The sequence below is a fragment of the Streptomyces sp. NPDC058307 genome (assembly GCF_042880295.1).
Classification (GTDB): domain Bacteria; phylum Actinomycetota; class Actinomycetes; order Streptomycetales; family Streptomycetaceae; genus Streptomyces.
Window position 1 is genome coordinate 9607 of the sequence record NZ_JBHVYZ010000002.1, and the last position, 13416, is coordinate 23022.

The 13416-nt window shown below is 71.2% G+C and carries 11 protein-coding genes; 8 read left to right on the top strand and 3 right to left on the bottom strand.

The window, feature by feature from the left end:
* The 5 genes from ACFVYN_RS01915 to ACFVYN_RS01935 all read left to right on the top strand — a co-directional run.
* The coding region (locus tag ACFVYN_RS01915; RefSeq protein WP_389991055.1) for an amino acid permease at positions 1-653 on the top strand (653 nt) is incomplete at its 5' end.
* Positions 654-869: 216 nt separating this feature from the next.
* Positions 870-3494 (top strand): CocE/NonD family hydrolase, encoded by a 2625-nt coding sequence (locus ACFVYN_RS01920; RefSeq protein ID WP_389991058.1) that lies wholly within the window; start codon positions 870-872, stop codon positions 3492-3494.
* Positions 3491-4357, top strand: a complete 867-nt coding sequence (locus tag ACFVYN_RS01925; protein ID WP_389991061.1) for an ABC transporter permease — start codon at positions 3491-3493, stop codon at positions 4355-4357. Before ACFVYN_RS01920 ends, ACFVYN_RS01925 begins: the two co-directional genes overlap by 4 nt.
* A gap of 148 nt (positions 4358-4505) precedes the next feature.
* Positions 4506-6014 carry a von Willebrand factor type A domain-containing protein gene (locus tag ACFVYN_RS01930; protein ID WP_389991064.1) on the top strand — a complete coding sequence of 503 codons (1509 nt, stop codon included), beginning with the start codon at positions 4506-4508 and terminating at the stop codon, positions 6012-6014.
* 72 nt (positions 6015-6086) lie between these two features.
* Positions 6087-8006, top strand: coding sequence for an AMP-dependent synthetase/ligase (locus tag ACFVYN_RS01935; protein WP_389991067.1), 1920 nt, complete (start codon positions 6087-6089; stop codon positions 8004-8006).
* A gap of 63 nt (positions 8007-8069) precedes the next feature.
* Here ACFVYN_RS01935 and ACFVYN_RS01940 read toward each other — a convergent pair whose 3' ends face one another.
* Complete coding sequence (locus tag ACFVYN_RS01940) at positions 8070-8498, bottom strand: rodlin (RefSeq protein WP_389991070.1); 429 nt, start codon at positions 8496-8498, stop codon at positions 8070-8072.
* Positions 8499-8750: 252 nt separating this feature from the next.
* On the opposite strand from ACFVYN_RS01940, the gene ACFVYN_RS01945 reads away from it, so the two are divergent.
* The 3 genes from ACFVYN_RS01945 (at position 8751) to ACFVYN_RS01955 (ending at position 10671) form a co-directional block, all read left to right on the top strand.
* Positions 8751-9155 carry a rodlin gene (locus ACFVYN_RS01945; RefSeq protein ID WP_389991073.1) on the top strand — a complete coding sequence of 135 codons (405 nt, stop codon included), beginning with the start codon at positions 8751-8753 and terminating at the stop codon, positions 9153-9155.
* A gap of 264 nt (positions 9156-9419) precedes the next feature.
* Positions 9420-9647 (top strand): chaplin, encoded by a 228-nt coding sequence (locus ACFVYN_RS01950; protein ID WP_389991076.1) that lies wholly within the window; start codon positions 9420-9422, stop codon positions 9645-9647.
* 127 nt (positions 9648-9774) lie between these two features.
* The gene (locus ACFVYN_RS01955; RefSeq protein WP_389991079.1) at positions 9775-10671 is read left to right on the top strand and encodes a chaplin; all 897 of its coding nucleotides are present in this window, start codon (positions 9775-9777) and stop codon (positions 10669-10671) included.
* Between the two features lie 65 nt (positions 10672-10736).
* Here the strand turns inward: ACFVYN_RS01955 and ACFVYN_RS01960 are convergent, their stop codons facing one another.
* Positions 10737-12023, bottom strand: coding sequence for an NAD(P)-binding domain-containing protein (locus ACFVYN_RS01960; RefSeq protein WP_389991082.1), 1287 nt, complete (start codon positions 12021-12023; stop codon positions 10737-10739).
* On the bottom strand, positions 12023-13336 hold the full coding sequence (locus tag ACFVYN_RS01965; RefSeq protein ID WP_389991085.1) for an ATP-grasp domain-containing protein: 1314 nt from the start codon (positions 13334-13336) through the stop codon (positions 12023-12025). Before ACFVYN_RS01965 ends, ACFVYN_RS01960 begins: the two co-directional genes overlap by 1 nt.
* Positions 13337-13416: the final 80 nt, after the last annotated feature.

The window sequence follows — 13416 nt, forward strand, 5'->3', positions numbered from 1 at the left end:
GCACGGTCCTGGCCACCCTCGCCATCTCCACCGTGATCATCCTGGTCCCGGTGGCCGCGATCACCCTGGGCGCCTCCGACCTGACCGAACTGACCGGCGGTGACATCTCCAGCATGGTCACGGCCTGGTCCGACTCCGCGGTCGGCACCTTCGTCAGCCTGTGCGTCGCCCTGGCGATCATCAACGCCGGCATCGTCATGGTCATCCAGAACTCCCGCGTCCTGTTCGCCTCGGCACGGGACAAGGCCTGGCCCGCCCCGGTCAACCACGTCTTCTCCAGGCTCGGCCGCTTCGGCTCCCCGTGGGTCGCCACCCTCGCGGTGGGCATCCCGGGAGCGGCCCTGTGCTTCGTGAACCTGGACACGCTCTACGGCGTCACAGGCGTCTCGGTGACGGGCATGTACCTGCTCGTCGCGATCGCCGCGCTGCTGTCCCGCCGGGGCGGCCACCGGCACACCCCGGCCTGGCGCATGCCGTTGTGGCCCGCGATGCCGGTCCTCCTGATAGCGGTCCTCGCCTACATCCTGACCCAGCAGGAGACGGAGTACCTGCTGTGGACGGGCGGCATCACGGCGGCGGCGACCGTCTACTGGGCCCTGTACCTCCGCCCGCGCAGGGAAACACGGTGGCTCGTCTCGATTCCGGATGCGTGAACCCACCAGGGGCGCGGGGCTGTATCGATGTGCGGCTCCGCCGCGTGGGCGCGACCAGCCACGACGGCGCAGCAGACGGCCAAAAGAAGGACAGCCCGAGCTCGTAGCCGTACCGCACCCGCTGTACGCCACGAGCTCCCATCCACCCCCAGGATGGCCCGGAGTTCAGTCTTCGGTGGACACGTAACCGACAGTTTCACCCCGTACCGTTGACACATGGATCTTCGACGCCTCCGGAGGCCACGGTGGATCGCCGCCGCGGCCTCCGTCGTCGTGCTCGCCGCTGCCGGGACATGGACGGCCGCCGCCTCTGACGACCCGCCCCCCGTGCACCGCACCGACCAGATCATGGCGCTCGACGGCGTCCGCATCGACACCTCGTACTTCACGGCGAACGGCACCGAGAGGCGCCCCGCGGTCCTCCTGGGCCACGGCTTCGGCGGCAGCAAGAACGACGTGCGCGAGCAAGCCGAAGACCTCGCGAGAGACGGCTACGCGGTCCTCACCTGGTCCGCCCGCGGCTTCGGCAGGTCCACCGGAAAAGTGGGCCTCAACGACCCCGACACCGAGGTCAAGGACGTCAGCAAGCTGATCGACTGGCTGGCGAAGCAGCCCCAGGTCCAGCTCGACAAGCCAGGCGACCCCCGGGTCGGCGTGGCGGGCGCGAGCTACGGCGGCGCGATCTCCCTCCTCGCCGCCGGCCACGACCACCGCGTGGACGCCATCGCCCCGTCGATCACGTACTGGAACCTCTCGGACGCCCTGTTCCCGAACGGCGTCTTCAAGAAGCTCTGGGCCGGTATCTTCGTCAACTCCGCGGGCGGCTGCGCCGAGTTCGAGCCGCAGATCTGCGCGATGTACCAGCGGGTGGCCCAGTCCGGCGTCCCGGACGCGCAGGCCGAGAAGATGCTGGAGGAGCGCTCCCCGTCGGCCGTCGCCAAGGACATCAAGGTCCCCACCCTCCTCGTGCAGGGCCAGACGGACTCCCTCTTCCCCCTGAACCAGGCCGACGCCGCCGCGAAGGCGATCCGCGCCAACGGCGCCCCCGTGTACGTCGACTGGATCGCGGGCGGCCATGACGGCGGCGACCTGGAGACGAGCCGGGTCCAGTCCCGCGTGGCCCACTGGTTCGACCGCTACCTCAAGGACGACAAGTCCGCCGACACCGGCCCCGCCTTCCGTGTCACCCGCACCCTCGGCACCGACACCGGCGACGGCGAGAGCCGCCTCACCGGCGTCACCGCCGACACCTACCCGGGCCTGGAGAGCCACGAGCACGGGATCACCCTGACCGGCCGCGAACAGGACTTCGCCAACCCGGCCGGCGCCAGCCCGCCCGCCGTCTCGGCCCTCCCCGGCCTCGGCGGCGGCGGCCTCTCCCAGCTCTCCTCCCTCGGTGTCGGCGTCTCCCTCGACTTCCCGGGCCAGTACGCCGCCTTCGAGTCGGCCCCGGTCAAGGACGACCTCCGGATCACCGGCTCGCCCACGGTCACCGTCCACGTGAAGTCGACGACCGACGACGCCGTCCTCTTCGCCAAGCTGTACGACGTCGGCCCGAACGGGCAGCAGATCCTGCCCTCCCAGCTCGTCGAGCCCCTCCGGGTGACGGGCGCCAAGGCGGGCAAGGACGTCACGATCACCCTCCCGGCGATCGACCACCACATCGACGACGGCCACCGCCTGCGCCTGGTCCTCGCCTCCACGGACCTCGGCTACGCCTCCCCGACGGCCCCGGCGACGTACACCGTCTCCCTCAAGAGCCACCTGGACGTCCCCGCGGCCCTCAGCGCGAAGAACACCCAGGCCCCCCTGCCCGCCTGGGTGTGGTGGCTGCCGCTGGCCGGCGCGGTGCTCGCCCTGATCCTGGTGGTGACGGGCCGCCGCCGTACGACGGCCCCCGCGGCCCCCGAGCCGGAGCTGACCGAAGTCCCCCTTCAGATAACCGACTTGAGCAAGCGGTACGCCAGGTCCGCCGACCGTTACGCGGTCCGCGACCTCTCCTTCCGCGTGGAGAAGGGCCAGGTCCTCGGCCTGCTCGGCCCGAACGGCGCGGGCAAGACGACCACCCTGCGCATGCTGATGGGCCTGATCAGGCCGGACGGCGGCGAGGTCCGCGTCTTCGGGCACGCGATCGCGCCCGGCGCCCCCGTGCTCTCCCGTGTCGGCGCGTTCGTCGAAGGGGCGGGCTTCCTCCCGCACCTGTCGGGCCGGGAGAACCTGGAGCTGTACTGGCGGGCCACCGGCCGCCCGGCCGAGGACGCCCACCTGGACGAGGCGCTGGAGATCGCCGGTCTCGGCGACGCGCTGTCCCGCGCGGTGCGCACCTACTCGCAGGGCATGCGCCAGCGCCTGGCCATCGCCCAGGCCATGCTCGGCATGCCGGACCTGCTCATCCTCGACGAACCGACCAACGGTCTCGACCCGCCGCAGATCCGCGAGATGCGGGAGGTGATGATCCGCTACGCGGCGGCGGGCCGCACGGTCATCGTCTCCAGCCACCTCCTCTCGGAGGTCGAGCAGTCCTGCACCCACCTCGTCGTCATGGACCACGGCAAGCTGGTGCAGGCGGGCCCGGTCGGCGAGATCATCGGCTCCGGCGACACCCTCCTGGTCGGCACGGCCGTACCGGTCGAGGAGCCGGTGGCCGAGAAGGTGGCCGCCCTGCCGGGCGTGGCGTCCGCGGTCACCACCGACGACGGCCTGCTCGTACGGCTCGACGCGGACGGCAGCGCGGCCCGCCTGGTCGCCGAACTCGTCCGGCTGGAAGTCCCCGTGGAGTCGGTGGGCCCCCACCGCCGCCTCGAAGACGCCTTCCTCACCCTGATCGGAGACTCCGCATGAGCAGCACGCTGACCGAGCGCGCGGAGGTCGCCGACGGTTACCGCGCGGGCCGCACGCTGCCGGTCCGGGTCGAGCTGGTACGGCAGTTGAAGCGCCGCCGCACCCTCGTCATGTTCGGCATCCTCGTCGCCCTGCCCCTCGTCCTGCTGATCGCCTTCCAGCTGGGCGGCGGCCCGGGCTCGGGCAACAACCGGGTCAACCTGATGGACACGGCGACGGTGTCCGGGGCGAACTTCGCCGCGGTGAACCTCTTCGCCTCCGCGGGCTTCCTGCTGGTCGTCCCGGTCGCGCTGTTCTGCGGGGACACGGTCGCCTCCGAGGCCGGCTGGTCCTCGCTGCGCTATCTGCTCGCCGCACCCGTGCCGAGGGCCCGCCTGCTGTGGTCCAAGCTCGTCGTCGGCCTCGGTCTCAGCCTGGCCGCGATGGTCCTGCTCCCGCTGGTCGCCCTCGCGGTCGGCACCGCCGCCTACGGCTGGGGCCCGCTCCAGCTCCCCACCGGCGGCTCACTGGAACCGGGCGCGGCGGCCCAGCGCCTGCTGGTCACGGTGGCGTACATCTTCGTCTCCCAACTCGTCACCGCGGCCCTGGCGTTCTGGCTCTCCACCCGCACCGACGCCCCCCTCGGCGCGGTCGGCGGCGCGGTCGGCCTGACCATCGTCGGCAATGTGCTGGACCAGGTGACAGCCCTCGGTGACTGGCGCGACTTCCTGCCCTCGCACTGGCAGTACGCCTGGCTGGACGCCGTACAGCCGAAACTGCAGTGGTCCGACATGATCCAGGGCACCTCGCTCTCGATAACGCTCGCCCTGGTGCTGTTCGCCCTGGCCTTCAGGGGTTTTGCCCGCAAGGACGTGGTCTCCTAGGTCAACGGAAGATCTCCCACCGGTCTCGACGGCCGTTCTCCGTGCCCCCTTTGAGACCCATCCGCAACGCTCCGTAGCGCACGTTCCGGCCCCCCGGCCCGTCACAGTCGACAGAAGCCGACGTCAACAGGCCCAGGGGGTACGGACGATGGAGCGACAGCGGACACGACAGGTGATGCTCGCCCTCACACTGGCGGGCGGCCTGCTGCTCACCGGTTGCGGTGCCGGCGACAGCGGAGACAGCAGCGCGAACAAGGCGAGGGGCGGCTCGAACGCCCCGGCCTTCCCGGCCCCGGACCAGCCACAGGGCGAACAGCACTCCGACGGGTCCCGCGAGGTCACCCCGTCCCCCGACTACCTCTCCACCTTCGCCCTCGACGTGGACACCGCCTCCTACGGCTACGCCCGCCGCACCCTCGCCGACGGACAGCACCCCGCCCCCTCGACGATCCGCCCCGAGGAGTTCGTCAACAGCTTCCGCCAGGACTACAAGCGCCCCGACGGCAACGGCTTCACGGTCACCGTCGACGGCGCCCGCACCGACCGCGACGACTGGTCCCTGGTCCGCGTGGGCCTGGCCACGAGGAGCGCACCGGACAACGCGGACGACCGCGCGCCCGCCGCCCTCACCTTCGTCATCGACATCTCCGGCTCCATGTCCGAGCCCGGCCGCCTCGACCTCGCCCAGCGGTCCCTGGACACCATGACGAAACGGCTGCGCGACGACGACTCGGTCGCCCTCGTCACCTTCAGCGACAAGGCCAGGAAGGTCCTGCCGATGACCCGCCTCGGCGGCCACCGCGACCGGATCCGCGAGGCGATCGACAGCCTGGAGCCGACGTACTCCACCAACCTCGGCGCGGGCGTCGAGACCGGCTACAAGACGGCCGTCGAGGGCCTGCGCAAGGGAGCCACCAACCGGGTCGTCCTCATCTCCGACGCCCTCGCCAACGACGGCGAGACCGACGCCGACGCCATCCTCCACCGCATCGACACCGCCCGCCGCGAGCACGGCATCACCCTCTTCGGCATCGGCGTCGGCAGCGACTACGGCGACGCCCTCATGGAACGCCTCGCCGACAAGGGCGACGGCCACACCGTCTACGTCTCCGGCGACGACGCCGAGAAGGTCTTCTGCGAACAGCTCCCGCAGAACATCGACCTGACCGCCCGCGACGCCAAGGCCCAGGTCGCCTTCGACCCCGCGACCGTGGCCTCCTTCCGCCTCATCGGCTACGACGACCGACGCGTCGCCGACGACGACTTCCGCGACGACCGCGTGGACGGTGGCGAGGTCGGCCCCGGCCACACGGTCACCGCCCTCTACGCCGTCCATACCCGCCCCGGCGCCGACGGCCACCTCGCCACGGCCACCGTGCGCTGGCAGGACCCCAAGACCCGGGCCCCGCACGAGAACTCGGCCGCACTGGAGACCTTCGACGGTTCGCTGCGGGAGGCGAACCCCCGCTTCCAGGTCGACGCGGTGGCCGCCTACTTCGCCGACGCCCTCCGGGACGACGCCGACAACCACCTGCCGGGCAGGCCCTCCCTGAGTGAACTCGCCGACTGGGCAGAGAAGTTGGCGGACCGGACCGAGGACAGCGCGGTCCGTCAGCTCGCCGACACCATCCGCCAGGCCCGGCAGCTCTCGGACTGACGCCGGACCCATTGACCTTTTCTTACTTGTGAGTAAGTTAGCCACCCAGTCGGAGCCGACCGGGGAGCCACCATGGGCGTACGCAAAGACCTCAAGAGGGCGAAACGCCGCACCGACCTGGCGAGTCGCACCGAGGTCGAGGTCATCAGGGACGAGGACGGTGTCGTACGGGAGGCCCGGACGCCGGCCCTCGCCCCGCGTCCGACCACCGGGAGCATCGCCGACCTGCCGTTCACCAACGCGGCCGAGGCGCCCGACGCGGTGGTGCTGCACCGCAAGGAGAAGGGGACCTGGAAGCCCGTCACGGCCGCCGCCTTCGCCCGCGAAGTGACCGCGGTGGCCAAGGGGTTGATCGCCGCCGGGGTCGAACCCGGCGGCCGCGTCGCCGTGATGTCCCGCACCCGCTACGAGTGGACGGTCCTGGACTTCGCGATCTGGGCGGCCGGCGGCCAGACCGTCCCCGTCTACGCCACCTCCTCCGCCGAGCAGGTGGACTGGATCGTCCGCGACTCCGGTGCCCGCCACATCGTGGCCGAGAACGACGAGAACGCGGCGACGGTCACCGCCGGCACCGCGGGGCACCAGGTCAGGCCCCGCGTCTGGCAGTTGGACTCGGAAGCCCTCGACGACCTCACCGCCCTCGGCCACGACCTCCCCGACGAGGAGGTCACCAAGCGCCGCGCCGCCCTGACCCCCGACACCATCGCCACCGTCTGCTACACCTCCGGCACCACCGGCCGCCCCAAGGGCTGCGTCCTCACCCACGCCAACCTGCACGCCGAGGCCGCCAACACCGTCGAGCTGCTCCACCCCATCTTCAAGGAGGTCACCGACCAGACCGCCTCCACCCTCCTCTTCCTCCCGCTCGCCCACATCATGGGCCGCACCCTGCAGATCGCCTGTCTGATGGGCCGCATCGAGATCGGGCACTGCCCGAGCATCAAGCCCGACGAACTGCGCCCGGCACTCAAGGAGTTCCGGCCCACCTTCCTGGTCGGCGTGCCGTACCTCTTCGAGAAGATCCACGCCACCGGCCGCGCCACCGCCGAGAAGATGGGCCGCGCCGCCTCCTTCGACCGCGCCCACCGCATCGGCGTCCGCTTCGGCGAGGCGTACCTGAACGGGTTCCTGGGCCGGGGCAAGGGACCGGGCCCCGGTCTCTACGCCGCCTGGGGCCTGTACGACCTGCTGGTCTACCGCCGTATCCGCAAGGAACTCGGCGGCCGCACGCGCTACGCCATCAGCGGCGGCTCACCCCTGGACCGCGAGCTCAACCTGTTCTTCTCGGCGGCCGGGATCATCATCTACGAGGGCTACGGCCTCACCGAGACCAGCGCCGCCGCCACCATCGTCCCGCCCCTGCATCCCCGCCCCGGCACGGTCGGACAGCCGATTCCCGGCACCTCGATCCGCATCGCCGACGACGGCGAGGTCCTCATCAAGGGCGGGGTCGTCTTCGGCGCCTACTGGAACAACCCCGAGGCCACCGACGCGGTCCTGAAGGACGAGTGGTTCGCCACCGGCGACCTCGGCGCCCTCGACGAGGACGGCTATCTCACCATCACCGGCCGCAAGAAGGACCTCCTCGTCACCTCCGGCGGCAAGAACGTCTCCCCGGCCGTCCTGGAGGACCGCCTGCGCAGCCAGGCCCCCGTCGGCCAGTGCCTCGTCGTCGGCGACAACCGCCCCTTCGTCGCCGCCCTCATCACCCTCGACCCCGAGGCGATGGCCCACTGGCTGTCGGTCCGGGGACTGCCCGCCGACACCCCGCACGCCGAACTCGTCAAGGACGAACGACTGCGCGCCGACATCCAGAAGGCCGTCGACCACGCCAACGCAGCCGTCTCCCGCGCCGAGTCGATCCGCGCGTTCCGGCTGGTCGAGGGGGAGTTCACCGAGGACAACGACATGCTCACCCCGTCCCTCAAGGTCAAGCGGCACGTGGTGACGGCGGCCTACGCGCAGGAGATCGAGGCGTTGTACCGGCGCTGACGCGCCGAAGGGGCCGCCGAGACGCTCGGCGACCCCTTCGGCCTCGACCAGTGAGGCCCGGAATCAGTGGTCGGACTTCTTGTCGTCGGACTTCTTGCCGTTGGACTCCTGGGCGGTGGACAGGATCGACACGTCCTCCAGCAGGTGGGCCAGCGCACCGTCCCGCTTGGCCTGCGTCGAGTTCTCGGCACACTGCTGGGTCTGCTGGTCCGACAGGATCGACACGTCCTGGACGTTGAGGAGCTGGGCAGCGCCGACGGCCAGGTCGCTGACAGCGAGGCAGGGCTTGTTGAAGGAACCCTGGATCAGCGCCATCTGCGGGCTCATGTTCCCGTAGGTGCTCGAGTTGCCGAAGCTCTGCCAGGCACCGTTGCCGTTCGCCACGGTCGGCCCCTGGTCGTTGCCGATCGCCAGTGCCTGCGGAGCCGCGGCGGCGGAGGCACCCATGGCGGACGCGGCCATCGCCGCGGTGGCAACAATCTTCTTGATCACTGGCCAGTCCTTTCTGAGGAAGCCCCGTGGACCGGAGCGTTCTGGCTAACTGTGTGCCCCCGTCGAGGTTTCTCCCGTTCACTCCTACGGCGGATAGCGGAGAGCGGACCGGAGCCCCCCCCGGAACGCGATGCCCGCCGGGTATCCCTGGAGAGCCATAGGGCCAATGGAGTGAACGCCCGCAACCATTCCTCACCTGCCGGGTTGATGTGGCAGTAGGGCATTGTGTCGCTACGAGGAAAGGAACGCGAAGTGCTTAAGAAGGCAATGGCCGCCGCGGCGGCCGCCGCTTCTGTCGTTGGAATGTCGGTGGCGGCAGCTCCGACGGCGCTTGCCATCGGCAACGACAACGGGCCGACCGTGCACAACGGTAACGGCGCCACGTCGTCGTTCGGCAATTCGGCGACCAAGGGTGACATGAGCCCCCAGCTCTCGCTGGTCCAGGGCACGCTCAACAAGCCGTGCCTCGGCCTGAGCGACACCAACGTCGGCGTCCTGAACCCTGTCAACATTCAGGACGTTCAGCTCCTGTCGGACCAGCTGACCCAGCAGTGCTCCGACAACTCCACCCAGGCCAAGCGGGACGGTGCGCTGTCGCACGTCCTGGAGGACCTGTCGGTTCTGTCGGCCAACTCCGAGAGCAACGACAAGAAGTAAGTCGAATCCGACTGACCGGGCGGCTCGCAGCACTGTCTGCGGGCCGTTCCGCTTTTTTGCGTGCACCTTTTTGCCACGCGCTCGAAGGTGAAAAGAGTGACCGCGGAGTGCAATCGAGTGAATTCTCCCGCGCCACGCGTTCGGTAGTTTCTCCGTCGGCTATCCCTCGTTCTACAGCCTGCAGGTCATGACGCGAGCCGTTCCGTCTGTGCTCGCTCGGTCACATGCCGACAAAGGGGCATGACCGCAGAGAAGGGAAATCTCATGAAGAAGACCGCCGCAGTCGCCGCGGGCGTGATCATGGCCTTCGGCGTGGCCGCCCCGGCCTTCGCGGACGCCGACGCTCAGGGCGCCGCCATCGGTTCCCCGGGTGTCCTCTCCGGCAACGTGGTGCAGGTTCCGATCCACATCCCGATCAACGTGTGCGGCAACTCCATCAACGCGGTCGGTCTGCTGAACCCGGCGTTCGGCAACGTGTGCGTGAACCACTGACCACGTAACACCTCAGCCGTACCGGCTGACCTGGCCGGCCTTGGACCGCTCATTCCGTCCGGGGCCGGCTTTTCCCACTTCTACAAGCAGGAAGACAACGAGATTGCGACAGACCCTGAGTAGGGGAATGGTCGCGGCCGCCGCCGCGACAAGCATTCTGTCCCTGTGCAGCAGCCCCGTCCTCGCCGACACACAGGCGAGCGGGGTCGCCACGGATTCGTCCGGCGTCCTGTCCGGCGACAGTGTGGCGGCGCCCGTCGAGGTGCCGGTCAACGCCTGCGGAGACTCCGTCGACGTGGTCGCCGCGCTCAATCCGGCGTTCGCCAACTCCTGTGCCAGTGAACAGAGTCCAGGCAGACACGGCTCACGCAGCGCACCGCACGGTGACGACGACTCCGGTTACGGCGGCGACTCCGGGCAGGAAGGGGACGGCGGGTACGGCGGCGACTCCGGGCAGGAGGAGGGGGGCGGGTACGGGGACCACACGCCGCCTCCGGGTGACCATCAGACGCCGCCTCCGGGTGACCATCACACCCCGCCGCCCGGCGATCACACACCTCCGCCTGGTGATCACCACACACCTCCGCCCGGCGACCATCACACGCCTCCGCCCGGTGACCACAGCCCACCTCCGGGCGGTGACCACACGCCACCGCCCGGCGATCACACGCCGCCTCCCGGTGGGGGTCACACCCCGCCTCCGGGTGACCACACGCCACCCCCTGGCGGTGATCACACCCCACCTCCAGGCGGTGACCACACGCCGCCTCCCGGTGGGGATCACACCCCGCCTCCGGGCGACCACACGCCACCCCCCGGGGACCACACGCCACCTCCGAGTGGTGACCACACCCCACCGCCAGGCGGCGAGAACACCCCGCCTCCCGGTGGGCATCACATGCCTCCGCCCCAGCTGCCCCACACCGGTGCCGAGGCCATGCTGGCCGCTTCCGGTGCCAGCGCCGCGATGATCGTGGGTGGGGTCGTCCTGTACCGCCGGGGCCGAGCCGCCTCCCGACGGTAGTGCGCCGGGTGCCGGATACTGAACGTCCGGCACCCGCGGCCACCGGGCCCTGGGCTCGACGGTCGTCAGCCGCGCGCACCCGCCGGTGTCCCGCTGCGCCCCCGCCTCCCCGGCGCCGGAACCACCGCGCCCACGTCCCCGGCCCGCAGTCGGCGCCGCACCCCCCGTACCAGCGTCCCCGCCGTGTAGGCCGCCCCCTGGACGAACCGCATCGCCGGGCCGAAGCCCGGTGCGGTGATCAGGCCGGCGAGGAACAGGCCGCGGTGCGAGGACTCGAATACGGAGGTCACCCGGGGTGAACCGGCCGTGCTGCTCATGAGGTCGGCGCGCAGGTCGGGGGAGAGAAGAGTCAGGCGGTCACACGTGGCCGTGAACCCGGTGGCCGCGATGACGTGGTCGGTTTCCAGGGTCCCCAGGAGTCCGGTCCCCTCGCCGCGGGTCCGGTGCACCACCTCCAGCCGTACTCCGGCCCCGTCCCGCACCGAGCCCGCCGCCGCGACCTCGTGACCGGGCAGGACCTCCACCGCCCCCTCAACCCGGTCCCTCACCCACCAGGCGCCCGCCGGGCCGAGTGCCGTCGAGGAGACGCGGGTGCGGGTCGCTTCCGGGAGGCGGTGGAAGAGGCCGGGGCGTTCGGCGTAGAACCAGTTGCGCCAGCCGCAGCCCAGGCCGCTGTGCGGGGCGCGGGCCGACTGCCACCAGGGGCGTTCCCACGGCGGTGGCACGTCGTTCCAGGACAGGCGGTCGGCGCGCACCAACACCCGTACCCGGGTGCCCTGTTCGGCGAGCAGGGCCGCGGTCTCCAGTGCCGCCTGGCCGCCCCCGACGACCGTCACGTCCCGTCCGCGGAAGCGGGAGAGGTCGTCGTGGTGGCTGCTGTGCGAGACGAGGGACGAGGGCAGGCCGCGCAGGGCCGGCGGGATCTCGACGAAGGGGATCACGCCGACCGCCAGGGCGACGGTACGGGCGTGGAAGACCTGCCCGTCCTCGGTGAGCGCCTCGAAGCCGCCGGGGCAGGGGGTCACGCGGATCACCGTGCGTTCGTCGACCTCGGGCGCGGTGTGGCGCGCGAACCACAGGCCGTACTCGGCGAACGTCTCCACCGGGATCGGCTCCCCGTGCCGGGCCGCCACCCCCTGGCCCGCGCAGTACCGGTCCAGCTGCCAACGGCCGTCCGGGTCCGAGAGGTTGGAGGCCCACGGCTCGGACTTGAGGAACATGCCGCGGGGCATGTGGTCACGCCAGGACGCCATGGGACGGCCGAAGACACGCAGCCTGAGCCCGGCGGCCGCGGCGTGGGAGGCGATGGACAGGCCGTAGGGCCCGGCGCCCACCACCAGTAGGTCGTACATCAGCAACTGCTCGCTTTCTCGTCGCAGACGTCATCGCGGACGTCATTTGGGACGTCCTCGGGGACGTGGTCGGACAGGTCGGGGGACAGGGCGGTGGGCGACTCGCCGGCGGAGGCGGTCGCGCCCGCCGCTCCCCGCACGCGATCCAGCAGCCGCCCCGACACATGGCGTGCCCACAGGCTCCACAACGCCCGCCCGGGCCCGCGGTCGTCGCGCGCGTTCCAGGCCAGTTCGCGGCCGGCGGGAGGGGCGGGCCGCAGCGCGTTCAACGGGGCGTAGTTCTCCACCACGAACTCCCGCCCCGGCAGCGGCGACCCGTCCGGCAGCGGACGGTGGGTCAGGTCCAGGTGCAGTGCGCGTACGACGTCCAGCCCGGCGGTGTCGGTGAAGAGCCGGAACTGCGCCCCGGGGCGCGGGTTGAAGTCGAGCAGGTGATAGCGCCCGGTCGTGCCGCAGCGGCGGAAGTCGAGGTCGAAGATGCCGCGGTAGCCCAGTTCGCCCGCCAGCCGCTCGGCGAGCAGCTGCACCTGCGGGTTGGGTGTCCAGCGGCCGACCGCCGTCAGTCCCGCGCCGGGCGGCCAGGCCCGTGACTTGACGCCGGGGCCGCCGCCGCACACCGCCCCCGACCGGTCGGCGTACCCGTGGAAGAACCAGTCCCGGTCGGGGCCCGGGGGCAGGAAGGCCTGCAGCAGCAGCCGGCTGCCGGCCTCCCCGGTCCGCAGATACAGGTCCCGCGCCTCCTGCGCCGAGCGGATCACGACCGTGCTGCGCAGCCCGGACCCCGGGGGCAGCAGCCAGGGCCGGCTCCACTTGGCGATCAACGGGAGCCCCAGTCCCCGGGCGGCGCTCGCGGCGTGCTTCGCGCTCTCCGGGACGACCGTCTCCGGATGGGGCACCCCCGCCGCCGCGCACACCTCGGCCAGTTCCGCCTTGTCGGCCACGCGTTCGGGCAGCGTGCCCGGCTGCTGCGGCAGCAGGTAGGCGGGGGCCAGTTCCTCACGCAGCCGACCCACCGCGATGGCGCTCGCGTCGTCCAACGGGATCAGTACGGCCGGACGCACGACGCCGTTCGCGATCCGGCGCAGTGCGGCGGCGATGTCGGCGAGGGAGGCGCCGGGCGGCGGCGGGGGGTGGATCTGGCGTACGAACCGGGAACTGCGGACCGGACTTCCGGTGGACTCCGCGACGAGATGGACGTGGACCCCGGCCCTGCCGAGTGAGCGCACGGCTCCCAGTGTTCCGTGGTGAAAGGGGTTCCGGTCGATCCGCAGCAGGACGGCGGGGACGCGGGTGTCGAGCAGCGACACGGGCATTTCCTTCGGGTGGTTTCACTCGGGTGGGCGATCGGTGCACTCGAAAGCCGCAACCGCGGTGGCGTTGGTCATATTGATGT